Genomic DNA, 18823 nt, shown 5'->3' with positions numbered 1-18823 from the left:
GTTAAGGTGGTGGTTTGGAATTTAGGCAATCTATCTCTTTATTTGGCAGTGACATTCATGTAATTTGATAAAAGGGGGAATTTATAGTGGAAATGATCGGTACAGTAATCGTCTGGATTATTATGATCTGTGCGGTGCTTGGTGCATTCGCGGCGATCAAAAATCCAGAGGATGGATTAGGAAAGGAATTCATGTCCGGTTTACACGCGGTAGGTCATATTTTCGTACCGGCTGCTGGTATCATGGCATCCATTCCATATTTGACTTGGTTTATTAGTAAATTTATCGGACCTGTGTTTGATGCTATTGGAGCAGACCCGGCGATTGCAGCAACAACGATTCTTGCATCGGATATGGGCGGGTATCAGCTTGCCGATGCACTGAAAACATCTTACGAAGGTTGGATCATGGCGCTTGTCGTAGGATTCATGTCCGGTGCGACTATTGTATTCTCCATTCCGATGGGACTTGCCATGCTGGATAAACGAGACCACAAGTATATGGCGCTTGGCGTTATGTCAGGGGTTTTGACGATTCCAATCGGTGCATTCATTGCATCAGTACTTATTGTGCTTTTCAATACGGACGTGCGTGATGTCATCAGCACGACAGCAACATCCAATTATGAATTTGTCATTAGTTACTTACAGATCTTTATTAACCTATTACCGTTGCTTGTCTTTGTAGTGGCAATCGCACTTGGATTGAAATTCTTCCCACGTGCTATGATTTCCGGTTTCATGGTGTTTGGCCGTGTGATGGACGCTGCGATTAAACTCGTCCTTGTCTTTTCAATTGTCGAAATTTTCACAGGCGTTTTCTCAACTGTTTTTGGCGCTTGGGGCTTCGACCCGATCATGGCAGACGAAAAAGATCAGTTCCGTGCATTGGAAACCGCCGGCTATATCGGTATCATGCTAGCTGGTGCTTTCCCAATGGTTTATTTGCTGCGTAAATATGCAGCGAAACCGCTTGAAGCGGGTGGACGCAAGCTTGGCTTGTCCTCGACGGGAAGTGCTGGTATTTTGGCGACAATGGCGAATATCTTGGCGATGTTCTCACTTGTCCGTTTCATGAGACCAAAAGATAAAGTCATCAATATCGCATTCGCGGTTTGTGCGGCTTTCTTGCTTGGAGACCATTTATCATTTACGGCCAACTTCCAGCCGACAATCATCTTACCAGTTATATTAGGTAAATTAACAGCAGGTGTTTGTGCAATTGCCATCGCCTACAAACTGTCTGTTCCGACCGCATTAAAGCTTGAGGAAAAAGACCGTGCCGAAGGTATCATCCGTCCAGGGGAATACTTGGAGGACGGCGAGGTTGAACAGCCGGCTGATAAGAAAGAGGAAGAAACTGTACTGACAAACGCGTAAATACAATAAACTGAGAGGGAAGTGCTTAGATTGAGCGAAGAAAAGAAACGATTCATACAGGAATTTGTCCCAGGGAAACAGCTTACGCTTAGCCATCTAATCGCTAATCCTGATCCGGATATGTTTCAAAAACTTGGCATTCAAGAAGCCGGAGCGCTGGGAATTATGACGTGCACACCGAGTGAAACGGTCATTATCGCAGGCGATTTGGCAACGAAGGCAGCCAATGTGAAGCTAGGATTCTTGGATCGGTTTACAGGAAGTCTGGTCATCGTAGGAAGTGTCTCGGAAGTTGAGATGGCGATGATGGAAATTAATCGATTCCTGTCCGAGAAACTTGGTTATACACCGGCGTCCATTACGAAATCGTAAGGAGTGAACGGACATGCAAAACAAAGCGATGTTGATCGGTGCTATTGGTGCCGGCAAATCGACGCTGACGAATGCGCTGCTAGGCAAGCAGGTTCCAGCTGTGAAAACACAGACGCTCATTTATTATGATTGGATCGTCGATACGCCTGGTGAATACACGGAAAATCCGTTGTTCTACAAAAATATTATGGCAACGGCTTTAGAAGTGTCTCATGTGTTTTATCTCCAAGATGCGACGAACGGCAAGACGATCTTTCCGCCGGGGTTTAGCATGGGAGTTCCGAAGATTGGGGTCGGAGTCATTACGAAATGTGATCATCCGGAAGCGGATGTGGAAAGAGCATTTCGTATGATGAAAGATATCATCTCAGAAGGCCCTGTTATCATCACGTCATCCGTTACAGGAGACGGCATAGCGCATTTGAAAGAGCTAGTGAAGTGTACTGACATGCGCTCGATGAAAGAGTATGTCCAGAAGACAGAGGATGACCATGTCAGGTTCATCGGCACTCTTTACACTGCCTAACAAGTTTGATATATTGGAGATAATACAAGTTCATGAAATCGGCAATGACGCCTTTACAACCCGGGGAGAAATCCCCCGGGTCTGTAGAGGCGTTTTTTTATTTCATTTTCCGAAATGGGGTGCGGGCGTGAACCAGTTCAATAAAAGGCATGAAACGATCATCAGTGCTGGCATTGACATTGGCACGAGCACAACGAAATTGATCATCAGCCGGTTTTCCTTAATGAATGTCGCAGGTACAACTCATGTACCGCGAATCGAAATCGTAGATAAAGAGATTTTATATAAAAGTCCAGTCTTTCGGACGCCACTCCTGGATGCATCGACGATTGACACCCAGGGAGTCGAACGGATCATCCGCTCGCAATATGCTGAGGCAGGCGTGACGCCATCTCAAATAGAGACCGGTGCCGTCATAATCACGGGAGAAACGGCGACAAAGCGCAATGCGAGTGAAATGCTCCATCATCTGTCGCATGAAGCCGGTGATTTCCTCGTTGCGACAGCAGGGCCGGATTTGGAAGGCATCATTGCGGCGAAAGGCTCGGGAGCGTATGACTATTCGGCGAAGAGCGGGAAAGTAATCGCGAACATTGATATCGGCGGGGGAACGGCCAATATGGCCGTTTACAAGGATAAGAAGCTGTTAGGCACTTGTACGATGCATATCGGCGGGCGTCTCATCGAGTTCGAGAATGGCATCGTCCGTTCCATTTCACCGCCGATCGAGCGGCTGCTGGCCGAACAAGGCTGGCGACTGCAGATCGGAGATCGAGCCGACAGCTCTGCTGTCCAGCAAGTGACAGATTTCATGGCCGGCTCACTTGGCCGGATACTAAGCAAGAATGTCACCTCGGAAGATCAAGTCCTGCTGCTCGGTCATGCGCCTTCTTGGCTGGATGACGTAGAAGCGGTCGTTTTCTCCGGCGGCGTATCCGAGTGTATGTACCAGCATGAGCTCGGACAGGTGCAGGTTGCAGCATACGATGATATCGGCAACCAGCTGGCAGCAGCATTGAGGCAAAATGGACGTTTGCAAACGTTCGAATGGATGGAGCCCGTAGAAACCGTAAGAGCAACCGTATTAGGGGCAGGCACACAGACGACGGAGATCAGTGGAGCAACAATTCAGGTGGCGCCGCATGAACTTCCTTTGAAAAACATCCCGATTTACCAGCATGATTTCATGTTTGATTTGCAACAAGGGCTGGATCTATTCGACTCAGCCATTACCGAGGCGATTGCGTTATACGATTCGACCCGGGAAGGGCAAAACTTCGCTTTATATATTTCAAATCTTCCCTACATGGGGTTCCGGGACATCCAATCGTTGTCCCAGGCGATTATCCGCTTGATGGAAAAACGGCCTGACCCATCGCAACCGATCATTTTGATCATCCAATCGGATCATGCCAAGGTGATCGGCCAGACGCTGGTCGCCATGAATGTACAACAGAGTGTCATTTGTGTGGATCAAATCAACGTGGAGACCGGCGATTACATTGATATCGGCAAGGCGCTCGATTCGGGTGTTGTACCGGTTGTCGTGAAAACGTTAACATTCCACACATCGTAAAGGAGGCGCTGCAATTGAATTTATCAACGGTATTAGGCGGCGAACGGTATGTATTCGCCGATTTGAAAGAAGTATTGGCTAAAGCAAATGAGGAAAAGTCGGGGGACCGGCTGGCCGGCATCGCAGCGGAAACGGTTCAAGAACGGATCGCGGCAAAAGCGGTTGTCAGCGATTTGCTAGTAAGCGATATCCGGAATAACCCACTCATCCCAATTGAAACAGATGAGGTATCCCGCATCATTGAAGGCGATATCAATGAAAGAGTATACAACGAAATTAAAAACTGGAGCATTGCAGAGCTGCGCGAGTACATTCTGAGCAATGATGTAGGCGACCGGGAATTAAAACGGCTCAGCCGGGGTTTAACTTCTGAAGTCATTGCAGCAGTGACGAAGCTCATGTCCAACTTGGATCTTGTCCATGCGGCGAATAAAATTGAAATCCTGTCCACTTGTAACATCACAATCGGTCAAAAGGGAACGCTTTCCTCCCGCTTACAGCCGAACCATCCGACAGACAATATCGATGGCATCATCGCTTCGTTAAAAGAAGGGCTGTCATACGGTATCGGAGATGCAGTCATTGGGATTAACCCGGTCGATGACTCCGTCGAAAGCGTGAAACGCATATTACATGCGACAAAGGATTTCATCAACGATTGGGAAATTCCTACGCAAAACTGTGTTCTTGCTCACGTGACGACGCAGATGAAAGCAATCCAGCAAGGTGCTCCTGCTGATATGATCTTCCAAAGTATCGCTGGAACGGAAAAAGCGCATCGCTCTTTCGGTATTTCGGCGGAATTGATTGCTGAAGCAAGAGATCTTGCTTTGAAACAAGGAACAGGTACTGGACCGCAAGTCATGTACTTTGAGACGGGCCAAGGTTCGGAACTGTCAGCGGAAGCTCATTACGGCATTGACCAGTTGACGCTGGAATCCAGAAACTATGGTTTCGCAAGACATTATGATCCGTACATCGTCAACACGGTTGTCGGATTCATCGGACCGGAGTATTTATATAACAGCAAACAGGTAATCCGGGCAGGGTTGGAAGACCATTTCATGGGTAAAATGCACGGCATCCCGATGGGCGTTGATATTTGCTACACGAACCATATTAAGGCAGACCAAAACGATATTGAAGATTTGAGCGTGCTCTTATCGGCTGCAGGTGTGAACTTCATTATCGCGGCGCCAATGGGTGACGATGTCATGCTGAATTACCAATCGATGAGCTACCATGATGTAGCGACACTTCTTCAAACACTCGGCAAAACGCCGGCACCTGAGTATTTGAAATGGCTCGAGAAGATGGGCATTTACGAAAATGGCAAGCTGAGCGCACGTGCTGGCGATGCTACATTGTTTAACCGATAGGAGGTGGATTTGGAATGAATGAACAGCTGATTGAACAAATAACCAAAATGGTTGTGGAAAAGCTTCAGGAAACGAAGGGGAAGGCAGAGAACCGGAAGTCGGATGAAGCGATGCCGGTCAACTTGTTTGCAGACGCACCGGTTGGCCAAGCGCTTGCAACAGAACATCCAGATGCTGGACCAGCCGGAGCTGTAACCTTCCACCGTACAACGGAACACAAACAGCCCGCCGTGCCTTCCAAAGTTGCTTCTACTGGAACATGTCACAAACAAGACGGAAACAAACAATCGGATGCCAAGGAAACGGAGTTGGCTGAGCTTCGCAAGAAAACGCCGGCCCGTGTAGGTGTCGGAAGAGCGGGTTCACGCCCGAAAACAAAAACATGGCTCCAATTCCGATTGGACCATGCGGCAGCTGTCGATGCCGTATACGGTGAAGTGCCGGACGAATTATTGGAACGCCTCGAACTGTTCCAAGTCCATTCCAAAGTGGCGGATAAGGAAGAGTATATCCGACGTCCCGATTTAGGGCGCAGGCTGTCGGATGAATCGAAACAGACAGTCATGGAGAAATGCAAGAAGGGGCCGACGGTTCAGATCGTTGCATCCAATGGCTTGAGTGCAAAAGCGATCGAGGAGAACTTGGAGGATGTCTACTTATCTCTCGAACAGTCTCTCCGCAACTTAAACATTGACATGGGTACGACTTTCTATGTGGATAAAGGCCGTGTCGCCCTGATGGACGAAATCGGCGAAATGCTGCAGCCGGATGTTGTCGTCATGTTAATTGGCGAACGTCCTGGCCTCGTGTCTGCCGAATCATTGAGCGCCTATCTTTGCTACCAACCGCGCATCGGCACGATTGAAGCGGATCGGATGGTTATTTCCAATATCCATAAGGGAGGCATTCCGCCGGTGGAAGCTGGAGCTTACTTAGGTACAGTCATCCAAAAAGTGCTGAAATATGAGGCGAGCGGTGTATCCCTTGTGAATAAAGAAGGCTAGGAGGCGGCAGACGATGAAAATCTATGCAGACATATTGTCTATGCAAGTCATCCCGAATGTGAATGAAGAGCTGGCGAAGAAATTCAATTTGAAGCCGTATCAGCGAAGCATCGGCCTTGTCACAACGACCATTGACGATGTCGGCTATACCGCGATTGACGAGGCGACAAAGAAGACCGATGTAGAAGTGGTGTATGCGAAAAGCTTCTATGCAGGTGCTGCACATGCATCAGGCCCGTTATCGGGTGAGTTTCTCGGAGTCATCGCTGGCCAGTCGCCGGAAGAAGTAAAGAGCGGTTTGGATTCGATACGGATCACGATTGAAAATGATGCCTATTTTGAAGCAATCAACGGAAATCCTGATCATGCACTTTATGCGCATACCGTTTCAAGCACCGGGACCTTTTTAGCAGAAATGGCGGGTATTCCGGTTGGACAGTCGTTAGCTTACCTCATTGCACCGCCGCTCGAAGCGATTGTCGGGTTGGATGCGGCCTTGAAGGCGGCGGATGTAACATTATGCGAGTTTTTTGCTCCCCCATCGGAAACGAACTTTGGCGGCGGTCTATTGACCGGCAGCCAATCATCGTGCCAGGCGGCAACAGATGCGTTCCGGGAAGCAATTCAAAATATGGCGAGAAACCCGCTTGGGTATTAATCGCCAATAGTAAGCAAGGAAGGAGTGATTGACTTGGTGCAGGCACTAGACGCTGATTTATTGGCCCTCCAAGAAATGCGAACAGCTGTCAAAACAGCAAAAGAAGCGCAACTTAAATTCATGAGCTACACGCAACAACAAGTAGACAACATTGTCAAAGCTGTTGCGGAAGCCGCCTTCAAGGAATCCGAACGTCTTGCCTATATGGCGGTGGAAGAAACAGGAATGGGCGTTGCGGTCCATAAGAAAATCAAGAATGAAGTGGGCTCCCGTGATGTATACGAAAGTATTAAAGACATGAAAACTGTCGGCATCATCGGAGAGGACAAAGTGAAAAAGGTCGTGGAAATCGCTGCTCCGTTCGGCGTGGTGGCGGGGATCATCCCGACAACCAATCCAACGTCGACTGCGTTCTTCAAAACACTCATTTCATTAAAAACTAGAAATGCGATTGTCGTCAGTCCCCATCCATATGCGGTAAATTGCACGCATGAAGCGTTGAAAGTGTGTGATGCAGCTGCAGTGAAAGCGGGTGCACCGGAAGGGTTGATTCAATGCTTGACGATGTCTTCCATGGAAGCGACGCAGCAATTGATGAAACATCCAGACGTCAATCTGATCCTGGCAACTGGTGGCGGTGCGCTCGTAAAAGCTGCTTACAGCTCGGGCAAGCCGGCCTATGGCGTTGGACCGGGGAACGTTCCCGTGTACATCGAGCGCTCGGCGAAAGTGGATAAAGCGGTCCGGGATATCGTCAACAGCAAATCGTTCGATTACGGCACCATTTGTGCGACAGAACAAGCGATTGTTGTTGATAAAAATATTCTGGAACTCGTCAACCGGGAATTGAAGAAAAACGGTGCTTACATTTTGTCGGATGAAGAGAAGCAAATCATGGAGAAAGTCATCTCTCCATTACCAGGCAAAGTGAACCCGAAAATTGTCGGCAAGAGTCCGCAAACGATTGCGAAACTGGCCGGCATCTCCATACCGGAAGGCACGCGTATCATCATTGGAATGGAAACGAAAGTCGGCAAGGATGTGCCGTTCTCACTCGAAAAGCTGTCTCCGGTCTTTGCGATGTATGTCGTAAATGACGTCAACCATGCGAAAGAAATTTGCTTGGCGTTGCTTAATATCGGCGGACGGGGCCACAGCCTCTCGATCCATACAGAGAATGATTCCATCGCCCGTGAATTCGCTGTAGAAATGCCGGTTTCCCGTATCATGGTCAACACGATGTCTTCCGTCGGAGCGGTCGGAGGGACGACAGGACTTATGCCTTCCTTCACATTAGGCTGCGGCACATTTGGCGGCAATATCACTTCCGATAATGTAACAGCAAAACACTTGCTGAACATTAAACGGATGGCATACGGCACAAAAGAAGTCACACTCCCTTCCCGCGAGGAAGAGAAAACGACAGATACAACCGATCAAGTCGTCTCAGAGGTCCTGACGAAAGTCGGATCCGATAGCGACATCGATCCGGAAGTCGTGAAAAACTTAGTCAGCGAGATTGTGAAGCAGTTGACGAAGTAAATTAAAATCCTTTGAGATTTCTTCAACACTTAGTTGATTGGAGTGGAAGGCGGCGACTCCAGCGGGAATAGCATGAGCTGAAGACCCCGCAGGAGCGTAGCGACGAGGAGGCTGAAGCCATGCCCGCGGAAAGCGTCCGCCTGAAACGGAAATCAACGTTTTATAGCATAAAAATACTAAAACCCATTAGGAGGAAACAAACATGAACAGAGAAGGTACAGCATTAGGAATGGTAGAAACTAAAGGTTTGATCGGTTCAATCGAAGCAGCAGACGCAATGGTGAAAGCGGCTAGCGTTAATCTTGTCGGTAAAGTACATGTCGGCGGCGGAATCGTAACAGTACTCGTACGCGGTGATGTAGGCGCAGTAAAAGCGGCAACTGATGCAGGCGCAGCAGCAGCACAGCGTGTAGGCGAATTGCTATCTGTCCACGTCATCCCAAGACCGCATAACGAATTGGAAATGATTCTTCCTAAAATGGAAGGCTGATTCCAAAGCGAAAATAACAGCAGAAAGGTGGAAGTGGAATGGATCAGCAATTGATTGAACGGATTGTCGGGGAAGTCCTCGGCCAGCTTTCAAAAGACGTGAGCCCATTGCCGGCCCACGCTGTTCCGATTGCCGTTTCTGCCCGCCACGTACATCTGAAACCTGAACATGTGGAAGCTCTGTTTGGAAAGGGTTATGAATTGACGAAGCGGTCCGACTTATCACAGCCGGGCCAATTCGCTTCTAACGAAACAGTGGTTGTGGCAGGACCGAAAGGCAGCATCGAACGGGTGCGCATTCTCGGTCCTGCACGTTCCCTTTCCCAAGTGGAAGTGAGCTTCACAGATGCCATGAAGTTAGGTGTTAAGCCGCCGCTTCGGGAGTCTGGCGATATCGAAGGGTCCGCTGGCATCACGCTCATCGGGCCAAAAGGCAGCATTTACTTGGAAGAGGGCTTGATTGTCGCCCAAGCGCATATTCATATGGCACCAGGCGATGCTTCTAGGTTCGGCGTACAAAATGGCGAGTATGTAACTGTTGAGGTGGATGGCATTCGTCCCGTGTCGTTTCGAAATGTGAAGATTCGCGTCTCCGAACGGTATCGGCTGGAAATGCATATCGACACGGACGAAGCAAATGCAGGGTTTATTACACAAGGAACAATCGGACGACTTGTGAAGCCGGGAACTGAAAAGGAAACGGCGAGGACAGAAAATCAGGTTCCGCCAAGTGCCCCTCAGCCCGCGAACAAATCGCATGAATTTAAGAAAAAGCTGCTATCCAATGAAGATATCCGTTCCATACAGGAACAGGACATCCTCCTTGAAAAAGGGACCATTGTGACAGCGCTTGCGAAAGATACAGCGAGGGAACTCGGTAAGACGATTTCCTTCAGAAAGTAGAAAAGGTGATTACGCATGCGAATGGGAAAAGTGATCGGTAACGTATGGGCAACACGCAAGGAAGAGGGCTTGCAAGGATTGAAATTGCTAATTATCCAGCCCATTGATGCATACGGGAATGCCATCCAGACGCAAATGGTGGCAGCAGACCGGATCGGTGCGGGGATTGGCGATGAAGTCCTGATTACGAGCGGCGGCTCCTCACGTTATATTATGAAAGACAATCCGATTCCTATCGATGCGGTAGTCATAGGAATCATTGATTCTACAGAAGTGAAGAGAGGCGAAATCGATGAGTCAAGCAATCGGAATGATTGAAACAAAAGGGTTGATCGGTTCCATTGAAGCGGCGGATGCCATGATTAAAGCATCCAATGTGTCCCTTGTGAAGCAAGAGATGGTAGATGGCGGGATTGTGACGGTTATCGTGCAAGGCGATGTCGGTGCAGTTCAGGCGGCTGTGGAAGCTGGACGGGACGCTGCTGCGCGTGTCGGCGAGCTTTTGGGATCTCATGTTATACCACGTCCAGACGAATCGGTCTACAGTATGGTAAAGCCTGCTCCTGCGGTCGAACCACAGGCTCCAATGCAGGAAAAGCAAGCGGAACCAGCTAAACCAAAATCAACTAAAAAGCAATAAGACGCAATGGCACCTGCAGGCAAGGGGCTTTTGATTCGTCTAAGCCAGACGCATCAAGTTCTTTTGCAGGCATTGATAAAGGAGATGAGCGAGTTGGCATTTCGCAGACATAAAATCGCCGTCATCGGAGCCGGGCATACCGGAGCCACTGTTGCTCTCATGATAGCGCAAAAAGAATTGGGCGACGTTGTTTTAGTGGACATCCCCGATCTGGTCAATCCGACAAAAGGGAAAGCGCTCGATTTATTGCAAACGAGCCCGGTCCAGCGGTTTGACTCCATGATCATCGGCACATCGGACTATGCCGATATCCAAGATGCCGATATGGTCATTGTAACGGCTGGTATTGCCCGGAAACCCGGCATGAGCCGTGATGATCTTGTCACGACAAACGCGAAAATCATGCGATCTGTTTCAGAACAGATTAAACAATATGCTCCTGAGAGCACCGTCCTCATTTTAAGCAATCCGGTCGATGCCATGACATATGTCTGCTACAAGACGACTGGTTTTCCGAAGCACCGTGTGATCGGCCAGTCCGGCGTGCTGGACACAGCCCGATTCAATACATTTGTAGCGGAAGAACTTAACATTTCCGTTGAGGATATCTCTGGATTCGTTCTGGGCGGGCACGGGGATGATATGGTACCGCTCGTGCGCTATTCCAATGCAGGCGGAATTCCGCTTGATAAAATCATTCCTGGGGACCGGCTTCAAGCCATTGTCGAGCGGACAAGAAAAGGCGGCGGTGAAATTGTGGCCCTTCTCGGTAACGGAAGTGCTTACTATGCGCCAGCAGCCGCTCTCGTCCAAATGGCAGAAGCGATCATTAAAGACAAAAAGCGTATTTTACCATCCATCGCCTACTTGGAAGGGGAATATGGCTATAAGGATATTTATCTAGGAGTTCCGACTGTTCTTGGCGGCAATGGAATTGAGAGCATCATTGAGCTTCCCTTAACCGACGAAGAGAAGCGAGCGCTTGATAAATCCGCGCAGTCTGTTCAGGTTGTGCTCGATATTTGCAATCGATAACCTTACTGAATTTATTCATAACCGCCTGGGTTGCAATTTATTGAAGATAAATAAAATATTCCTAGACAGATCCAAATTGGATGGTCTAGAAAAATAGTAAAAAAGCATTCCATTTTCGGAATGCTTTTTTAATGGTTAATTGACACAAATCCTTCAAATTTTTCTAGGTCGTACGATATAAGAGATAGAACATGAAATAGGAGGTAGCACCCAGTGGAAAAAAAGAGGAGTATTGCATGGAAATTATCCGGGCTAATCATCGGGTTGTTTGTCATCTTGTTTGTTGTATACACGGTGACAACGAGCACGTTTTTACATAAACAGAGCATGACCGACGCTGAAGAGTTTGCCGTGGAGAATTCCAAATTGAATGCAACGATTCTCAGCGAGCGTTTTGACCGGACAAATGAAATGTTGCATACCACCAAGCACATTTTTGAAACCTTGCAAGCGAATCATGATTTGACGACAGACGAAGTGATTCATGTTATCGAGAATAATTTGAAGAAGAACGAAGATGCCACGGGAATGGCAGCGGTTTTTGAAAAAGGTTTTATCCCATTGGATGGCAATATCCAAAGCGGACTCGTAGATTCAACAGACCGCTTCGTGCCGTACTTGTACAAGAAGGAAAATGGCATCGGCGTGGAACCGTTAAGTGGATATGACAATCCGGGTGAAGGGGATTGGTATTTAGTACCAAAAAATGAAAAGCGTGCTGTTTTGACCGAACCGTATGAGTATAATGCAGGTGGTCAAACGGTCTTAATGACTACCATCTCGGTTCCGCTGATGACGGAGTCCGGACAGTTTTTCGGCGTCTTGACGACGGATATATCGATCGATTTTCTAAATGACCTCGTTCAATCCATTAAGCCGGATGGCGGTTATGCTTCCATTATTACGAATGCAGGGGATTTGACGGCTAACAGCTTGAAGCCGGAAATGAACGGCACAAATATGCAGGATGCAATTGACTGGGCGCCAGTGAAAGCAAAGCTCGACCAAGGGGAAGCCGGAACGCTATACGTAGATTCTAAAAGCCTGAAGGAACTGGCTTTTAATTCGTTCGCCCCCATTACGCTTCCGAAGATCGACGAAGTTTGGACAGTGCAAACAGTAGTGCCGAAATCCAAAATATTGGAGACCTACAACGCCATTCTCCTCATGACGATTCTGGCGGCGGTCGTCATGATCGTCTTAATGACGGCGGCAACGGGTTGGTTCATCTTCAAACAATTAAAACCGCTTGCCTTCTTGCAGAAATCAATTGAAACGGCTGCAACAGGCGATATGACGAACTTTGTGGATGAAAAACATATTCGTAATGACGAAATTGGGGCTGTGGCAAAAGCTTATAATGATATGCTGCTTCAGACAAACGCAGCAATTCAGGCAGTTCAGCGTTCCTCGAATGAATTGAGCGATTCCTCTTCACATGTACACCATGCATTTGAAGAAATCGTAGCTTCCAGCGAGGAGGTTGCATTGGCGACAAACGAAATTGCCCAAGGTGCATCCAAGCAGTCAGAAGATACGGAAGAAACGAGCCGTGTCATGGCGGAGCTGGCGGAGCAGATCAATATTCTATCCCAGCTCTCGCAACGCATGAACGACCTGTCACATCGGACAATCGAATCGACGGAAAAAGGTATGTCGGAAGTGGCGAATCTGCGTGAACACAATGTATCCGCGAATGAGATGAATGCGAAAGTGAAGGAGCAAATGAGCGCGTTGTCATCCAAAATTGATGCGATCAATCAAGTGATCACGTCGATTCATGATATAACAGCACAGACAAATCTCCTTGCCTTGAACGCCAGCATTGAAGCGGCACGGGCAGGGGAGCACGGCAAAGGCTTTGCGGTCGTGGCGGAAGAAGTACGCAAACTTGCAGAGCAATCCCGCACGGAAACCGAAGTCATTCAGCAAACTGTTCAGGAGATTCTGGAGGAATCCAACCAAACGGCAGCTGTTATTGAAACAAATCTAAAAGCGATGGAAGGACAGAACGAATCGGTTTCAAGTACCGAGGCCTCCTTCCATCAAAATGCTGAGCTGACAGAGCGGATGAGTGAAGTCATTCAGGAATTAAATGCGGAACTGAACGAGATGCTGACGAATAAGGATCAAGCGATGCTTTCCATCCAGAGTGTGTCGGCTGTATCCGAAGAGACGGCAGCATCAGCAGAACAAGTGAGTGCGTCGTCGGCAGCGCAGCAAACAGAATTGGAGCGGGTGGCAGATTCAACGACCCGCATGAAAAATATAGCCAATGAGTTGCAAGAAGTGGTCGAGCGCTTTAAACTACAAGTATAGTCTCGAAAAAATTGAATAGCATATATTGAACGATGAAATGGTACCGTAACGGTTTAATAGGGAATCCGGAAATCCGGAGCTGTCCCCGCAACTGTAAGCGCAGACGACCACCGATAAGCCACTATAGGCAACTATGGGAAGGCGGGTGGAAGGAGGAAGCGCAAGCCAGGAGACCTGCCATCCATCGTCATAGCAACACTTTCTTCGGGGGTTGAGAGGTGGAGGCGAAACGGATCCCGGTCCATCGGGCTTTTTAGGGTTCCAATTTGTTTCCTAATGATCAATTATGAGCAATCGCTCTGCCGAAGTGGCAGGCGGTTGCTCTTTTTCATTGAAAGGAGACGGAAGATGAGAGCGATTCAACAGGAGTATGGCATTGGTGCTGAATTTAATGAGAAGTTTCCGGAATACCTGACACTTGAAAAAACACGTTATACGGAACGGGACATGGATAGGTTAGAAAGGGAATTGACAGCCCGGTTTTATTCCGCATCAATTTCCAATGAAGACGACCTGCTATTTCTTGCAATGAAAGCAATGCAGCAGGAACAGGTGGACCGGATAGGGAAAGTGGTGGAAACGTATTGGGCTTTGTCGAACGGGTTTATTACACTTTCCGAGGAATTGGTGAGTGCATTATGTGGAACCGTCACTCCATTGGAGAATGAGAAAAAGAGGTGGAGTGTTTCAAATCAACATGTGACAGGGCTGTTGAAAGAAGGTATACCTTTTACGGCGAGCCTGCCTGACCTCTTTTTAGAGAGAGTATTAGAGTGCGGTTCGTGGGAGATGTTTTCAAAAGGAGTGGTGGAGACGAGAGGAGTCTCCGCCATTGGCCTGATGAAAGAACTGCTTGGGCAACAAATAAAGAGCAGGCAGCCAGACTTCTTCTTTGAAGACCAAGTGGATCCTGTATTGCCTAAAAAGATTCTTTCAGCTGGTTCCACCTTGCATGTGGAACGAATTCGGCAGAGAAATAGGATTAACCAGATTGTCGCCATTCAAGTGCGTCTCGTCAACAATATATTGAGTTATTTGGATGATGGCGCGGCATGGATTGCTCCGATTACTTTTGAATTGCCGGCCGCCTATAAAGTGATTGATTTATATCATCTGCAGATGCACGCATGGAAAAACGGAGCGCGTCTGACCGTTTGCATATAAAGTAACACGACCTGTGCTGTGGGCTGCGCAGGTCGTGTTTTTATAATCACATTTCCCGGGGTGCTTGCATGCCAAGCAATCGCATCGATTCCTCCAATACAATGCTGACGCTTTGGACGAGGGATAAACGGAACGATTGGTTGGTGGCATCGGATAGTATATGGACATTGCCATAGAACGAATTGAAAGCCTGCGCTAGATCGATTGCATACTTGGCAATGATGGAAGGGTCTAGTTCCACTGTTGCTCTTTGGACGGCTTCCGGGAATTGCTGGAGCTGCGTAATGATTTCCCATTCATAATCATTTACAGAAGAGATGCCCTCATCTCCGCGCCCATCGGCTTTCCGCAATACAGCATGAGCCCGGGCGCAGCTATATTGAAGATAGGGGCCCGTTTCGCCTTCGGTTTGCAGCATTTTTTCCAGGTCGAATTCAATATCATGTTTCCGATGCTGCTTCAAGTCGCTGAAAAGGATGGCACCGACACCAACCGCTTTAGCTACTTCTTCTTTATTTTCCAAGGAAGGATTCTTCGCTTCAATGTTTCGCTTGGCGAGTTCAATGGCTTCCTTCAGCACTTCCTCCAGCAAAACAAGCTTCCCTTTCCGGGTCGACATCTTTTTGCCATCTTTTAGGATCATACCGAAGGGGACATGTGTAATGTCTTGTGCCCAATCGCATCCCAATTGTTTAAGCACTAATTTAATTTGTTGGAAATGAAGACTTTGTTCATTCCCGACAACGTAAATGGATTTCTCAAAACCATAAGTCGTTTTCCGATCGAGCGCAGCTGCCAAATCACGTGTTGCGTATAGCGTAGCGCCGTCCGATTTCTTAATTAAACACGGCGGCATCTCCTCGCCGAGGTCAACCACAAGCGCACCATCTGATTCTGTGAGCAATCCTTCCGAATCCAGCCATTCCACAACCGGATCCATCTTATCGTTGTAGTAGGCTTCGCCGTTATATGAATCGAAGGTGACGCCTAGTAATTCATAAATACGCTGGAATTCGTTCAGCGACTCCTCCTTGAACCATTTCCAAAGGGCCAGGGCATCCGGCTCGCCATCCTCCAATGCTTTAAAGGCGGCTCTTCCTTCGTCATTTAAAGATGGATCTATCTCGGCTTCTTCATGGAAACGGATGTACAGCTGAAGAAGTGTCTTGATCGGTGCCTGTTCAACTGCTTCCTGACTGCCCCATTTACGATAGGCTGTCAGCAGCTTGCCGAATTGGGTGCCCCAGTCACCGATATAATTGATTTTGACCGGTTGGTACCCCGATTTCTCCAGCAATAAAGCGATCGAATTGCCGATGACCGTGGAGCGCAGATGGCCCATGGAGAAGGGTTTCGCAATATTAGGTGATGACATATCGATCGTCACCACACCATCTGCGCCAATTGTTGACGACCCGTAAGTGGGACCCTTAGCCAAAATGGGGCGGAGAACAGGTTCCGCAGCGGCATCCCGTTGAAGAAACAGATTGACATAGCCATTCACAGCTTCCGTCTTTTCGATTGCAGGATGCGAAACCGCTGCCGCAATCTCCTCCGCAATAAGCTTCGGCGCCTTCCGCAACGTCTTCGCCATCGAAAAACAAGGCAACGCATAATCGCCCATTTGCGAATGTAGCGGCCGCTCCACCATTTGCGGTTCGAGTGGCACAGGACTCGCCGTTTGCAACGCCTCTATCACAACTTGTTTCATACAATGAACCCCTTTTTTTAGAAAATAAAAAAGCCCCCGTCTCAATCAATGAGACGGAAGCTCGTTCCGCGGTACCACTCAAATTGCCCGATCCGTCGGGCCACCTTTCTCCTAACGGCGAGACACCGGCCTTTCCTACTTCCTTCAGAAAAGCATCTACGAAGTGCGCTTCATGAACCTTCTTCCGCCAGGCTTCCACCATCCCCGGCTCGCTTTGAAAGAAAAGGAGCATTACTCTCTTCGTCAACGATATTGTATATCAATGTAGCAAACCGGCGGGATGCCTGTCAATGGGCAAAATTTTTTAAAGATGCTTTATGGAACTTGGTGAATAGAAGGAAGGGGACGAGAAGGTTTACCTAGAGAAAGGACCGTTTGGACTTGCACGAGAAATAACAAGTCCTCGCCTGCTCAATGGCGCGCAGAATGCCTTTGACCAACTAAGAATTTGAATTGATAGTTTGTGCTGGTATTATACGAGCGGTTCGGAGGAAAATACGAGAGGTTGGGAACAGGATACGAGCTGTTGTGAAGGTAGTATAAAAAGTGGACACGGTTTTGTGAGTGTGTTTCGATTGAGACACGAATAAAACGGACGGAGTTGTGCCCAAATGAGTAAACGAATTGACGATGCGTTGAAGGAGCATTTAATTAAACTTGTAGTAGAAGAAGGAAAGAAACAGACAGAGGTTTCTCGGGAAATGGGAGTCGGTGTTAGCACCTTGAGAAGATGGGTAAGCGACTACCGGAAGAAGCAGCAGGCAGAACAGAACGGCCAGGAATACCTCACACCGACTGAGCAGATGAAACGGCAACGAGCGTTGGAGAAAGAAATTCGGGAACTGCAGGAGGAAAATGAAATCTTAAAAAAGGCCATGCACATCTTCTCCAAAAACCCGAAGTAATCTATGCGTTTATCGAGAAGCATTCGGAAGAATACCGCGTGAATAAGATGTGCAAAGTGCTCGGTGTGTCAAAAAGCGGTTACTACAAATGGCTTGGCAGACAGAAAAGCGACACGCAACTCAAAAAGGAGAAGGCACAAGCCCAAATCAAACGGATCTTCCATGCGAAAAGAGAAGTGTATGGCAGTCCACGAATCAAGAGAGAACTGGAGAAAGTAGGCATGGTTTTATCCGAGAAGACTGTCGCGAACTACATGCACGAGCTTGGACTATCTGCGACGGTTCCGTTCAAATATACCGTGACGACCCAATCCAATCACGAACATCCCATCTATCCCAATCTGTTAAACCGGGAGTTTCATGCGGAAGCACCCAACCGAGTGTGGGTCGTGGATATCACCTACATTTGGACAAGCGAGGGTTGGCTGTACTTGGCGACCGTCATGGACCTATTCTCCCGAAAAATCATTGGCTTTAATCTGGCTACCACCTTAAGCAAGGAGCTGCCGCTCTTGGCATTAGAACGGGCCTTTCAGTTTCGCTCGCCAGAAAAGGGATTGATCCATCACTCCGACCAAGGGTCACAGTATGCATCCCATGACTATATTGCCCTCCTCACGGAGAAGCAGTGCAAAATCAGCATGAGCCGCAAGGGTGACTGTTATGACAACGCATGTATTGAATCTTTTCACGCGACCATTAAGAAAGAACTAATCTATCGCCGGGGTTTCAAAACGAAGAAAGAAGCGGGAAAAGTGGTGCTAGAGTATATTATCTCCTTTTACAATGAACAGCGAAGCCATTCGACATTGGCATACCAAACACCAAATGAATTTGAGAGGTTGTACGAAGAGTCACGGAAGAAAAATGGGCAAGAACCACTCGCAACTTTCGTGGAAGAGCAGTTGTCACTTTAACTGCTCTTTCACGAAAGTACACCAAGCGAAGCGCGGTAGGCATTTGAAAGTGAACCGCTCACGAAAACGTGTCTACGAACTTGACAGAAGTCCAGTTCGGAGGGAAATACGAGAGGTTGGGAACAGGATACGAGCGGTTGCAGGGTTATACGAGCGGTTGCAGAGGGATAGGAGCTGTTCCGGGATTATACGAGAGGTTGGAGACGAGATACGAGCGGTTCGGTCTCCAGTTGGCGCATGGGACTCATTTACCTGGATCGACCTTCCCCAGCCGGTGATGATTAATGGCCATAACGAATAAAAC

Annotated in this window: 16 protein-coding genes, 1 pseudogene, 1 riboswitch and 1 other annotated feature; of the genes and pseudogenes, 16 read left to right on the top strand and 1 reads right to left on the bottom strand. The window is 48.2% G+C overall.

The features are described 5' to 3' along the window. Nucleotides 1-86: 86 nt before the first annotated feature. The 15 genes from eutH (at nucleotide 87) to NCCP2222_RS10480 (ending at nucleotide 14986) form a co-directional block, all read left to right on the top strand. Nucleotides 87-1379: an ethanolamine utilization protein EutH gene (eutH, locus tag NCCP2222_RS10550; protein ID WP_248512168.1), complete on the top strand. Its 1293-nt coding sequence runs from the start codon at nucleotides 87-89 to the stop codon at nucleotides 1377-1379. Between the two features lie 30 nt (nucleotides 1380-1409). After that, on the top strand, nucleotides 1410-1751 hold the full coding sequence (gene eutS, locus NCCP2222_RS10545) for an ethanolamine utilization microcompartment protein EutS (RefSeq protein ID WP_238079619.1): 342 nt from the start codon (nucleotides 1410-1412) through the stop codon (nucleotides 1749-1751). A gap of 13 nt (nucleotides 1752-1764) precedes the next feature. Continuing rightward, the gene (locus NCCP2222_RS10540; RefSeq protein WP_248512166.1) at nucleotides 1765-2277 is read left to right on the top strand and encodes a EutP/PduV family microcompartment system protein; all 513 of its coding nucleotides are present in this window, start codon (nucleotides 1765-1767) and stop codon (nucleotides 2275-2277) included. Beyond that, nucleotides 2237-3853, top strand: coding sequence for an ethanolamine ammonia-lyase reactivating factor EutA (locus tag NCCP2222_RS10535; RefSeq protein WP_248512162.1), 1617 nt, complete (start codon nucleotides 2237-2239; stop codon nucleotides 3851-3853). Before NCCP2222_RS10540 ends, NCCP2222_RS10535 begins: the two co-directional genes overlap by 41 nt. 14 nt (nucleotides 3854-3867) lie before the next feature. Then, complete coding sequence (locus tag NCCP2222_RS10530) at nucleotides 3868-5232, top strand: ethanolamine ammonia-lyase subunit EutB (RefSeq protein ID WP_248512161.1); 1365 nt, start codon at nucleotides 3868-3870, stop codon at nucleotides 5230-5232. A 14-nt stretch (nucleotides 5233-5246) separates the two neighbouring features. Further along, nucleotides 5247-6236: an ethanolamine ammonia-lyase subunit EutC gene (gene eutC / locus NCCP2222_RS10525; protein WP_248512160.1), complete on the top strand. Its 990-nt coding sequence runs from the start codon at nucleotides 5247-5249 to the stop codon at nucleotides 6234-6236. Nucleotides 6237-6249: 13 nt separating this feature from the next. Then, nucleotides 6250-6894: an ethanolamine utilization microcompartment protein EutL gene (gene eutL / locus NCCP2222_RS10520; RefSeq protein WP_184204826.1), complete on the top strand. Its 645-nt coding sequence runs from the start codon at nucleotides 6250-6252 to the stop codon at nucleotides 6892-6894. A 36-nt stretch (nucleotides 6895-6930) separates the two neighbouring features. Continuing rightward, nucleotides 6931-8436, top strand: a complete 1506-nt coding sequence (locus NCCP2222_RS10515; RefSeq protein WP_282570697.1) for an acetaldehyde dehydrogenase (acetylating) — start codon at nucleotides 6931-6933, stop codon at nucleotides 8434-8436. A gap of 202 nt (nucleotides 8437-8638) precedes the next feature. Beyond that, entirely contained in the window at nucleotides 8639-8926 is a 288-nt protein-coding gene (locus tag NCCP2222_RS10510) for a BMC domain-containing protein (RefSeq protein ID WP_184204830.1), read from the top strand. A gap of 38 nt (nucleotides 8927-8964) precedes the next feature. Beyond that, nucleotides 8965-9828, top strand: coding sequence for a phosphate propanoyltransferase (gene pduL / locus NCCP2222_RS10505; RefSeq protein WP_248512158.1), 864 nt, complete (start codon nucleotides 8965-8967; stop codon nucleotides 9826-9828). 15 nt (nucleotides 9829-9843) lie between these two features. Further along, on the top strand, nucleotides 9844-10146 hold the full coding sequence (locus NCCP2222_RS10500) for a EutN/CcmL family microcompartment protein (protein ID WP_184204834.1): 303 nt from the start codon (nucleotides 9844-9846) through the stop codon (nucleotides 10144-10146). Beyond that, on the top strand, nucleotides 10121-10468 hold the full coding sequence (locus tag NCCP2222_RS10495; protein ID WP_248512156.1) for a BMC domain-containing protein: 348 nt from the start codon (nucleotides 10121-10123) through the stop codon (nucleotides 10466-10468). Before NCCP2222_RS10500 ends, NCCP2222_RS10495 begins: the two co-directional genes overlap by 26 nt. Nucleotides 10469-10561: 93 nt before the next feature. Beyond that, entirely contained in the window at nucleotides 10562-11503 is a 942-nt protein-coding gene (gene mdh, locus NCCP2222_RS10490; protein WP_248512154.1) for a malate dehydrogenase, read from the top strand. Nucleotides 11504-11716: 213 nt separating this feature from the next. Beyond that, nucleotides 11717-13822 (top strand): methyl-accepting chemotaxis protein, encoded by a 2106-nt coding sequence (locus NCCP2222_RS10485; protein ID WP_248512151.1) that lies wholly within the window; start codon nucleotides 11717-11719, stop codon nucleotides 13820-13822. Between the two features lie 20 nt (nucleotides 13823-13842). Next, nucleotides 13843-14018: riboswitch (cobalamin riboswitch) on the top strand. Nucleotides 14019-14170: 152 nt separating this feature from the next. Beyond that, entirely contained in the window at nucleotides 14171-14986 is an 816-nt protein-coding gene (locus NCCP2222_RS10480) for a hypothetical protein (RefSeq protein WP_248512149.1), read from the top strand. 46 nt (nucleotides 14987-15032) lie between these two features. Here the strand turns inward: NCCP2222_RS10480 and argS are convergent, their stop codons facing one another. Then, on the bottom strand, nucleotides 15033-16697 hold the full coding sequence (argS, locus tag NCCP2222_RS10475; RefSeq protein WP_248512148.1) for an arginine--tRNA ligase: 1665 nt from the start codon (nucleotides 16695-16697) through the stop codon (nucleotides 15033-15035). Between the two features lie 46 nt (nucleotides 16698-16743). After that, nucleotides 16744-16953 (bottom strand) — a binding site (T-box leader). Between the two features lie 355 nt (nucleotides 16954-17308). On the opposite strand from argS, the pseudogene NCCP2222_RS10465 reads away from it, so the two are divergent. Continuing rightward, nucleotides 17309-18519: pseudogene (locus tag NCCP2222_RS10465) on the top strand (IS3 family transposase). The last annotated feature ends 304 nt before the right edge of the window (nucleotides 18520-18823 follow it).

Origin of the sequence: Sporosarcina sp. NCCP-2222 (assembly GCF_023168145.1) — a bacterium.
Lineage (GTDB): Bacteria > Bacillota > Bacilli > Bacillales_A > Planococcaceae > Sporosarcina.
Note: the sequence above shows the minus strand (reverse complement) of the source record. Positions and strands in the feature narration are given on the sequence as shown.

Bases quoted from the DNA above. Each gene is read 5' to 3' on its own strand.
- eutL (WP_184204826.1), top strand. From the start codon at position 6,250: ATGAAAATCTATGCAGACATATTGTCTATGCAAGTCATCCCGAATGTG.
- NCCP2222_RS10510 (WP_184204830.1), top strand. From the start codon at position 8,639: ATGAACAGAGAAGGTACAGCATTAGGAATGGTAGAAACTAAAGGTTTG.
- eutC (WP_248512160.1), top strand. From the start codon at position 5,247: ATGAATGAACAGCTGATTGAACAAATAACCAAAATGGTTGTGGAAAAG.
- argS (WP_248512148.1), bottom strand. From the start codon at position 16,697: ATGAAACAAGTTGTGATAGAGGCGTTGCAAACGGCGAGTCCTGTGCCA.
- NCCP2222_RS10540 (WP_248512166.1), top strand. From the start codon at position 1,765: ATGCAAAACAAAGCGATGTTGATCGGTGCTATTGGTGCCGGCAAATCG.
- NCCP2222_RS10535 (WP_248512162.1), top strand. From the start codon at position 2,237: ATGACCATGTCAGGTTCATCGGCACTCTTTACACTGCCTAACAAGTTT.
- NCCP2222_RS10480 (WP_248512149.1), top strand. From the start codon at position 14,171: ATGAGAGCGATTCAACAGGAGTATGGCATTGGTGCTGAATTTAATGAG.
- NCCP2222_RS10495 (WP_248512156.1), top strand. From the start codon at position 10,121: ATGAGTCAAGCAATCGGAATGATTGAAACAAAAGGGTTGATCGGTTCC.
- pduL (WP_248512158.1), top strand. From the start codon at position 8,965: ATGGATCAGCAATTGATTGAACGGATTGTCGGGGAAGTCCTCGGCCAG.
- NCCP2222_RS10500 (WP_184204834.1), top strand. From the start codon at position 9,844: ATGCGAATGGGAAAAGTGATCGGTAACGTATGGGCAACACGCAAGGAA.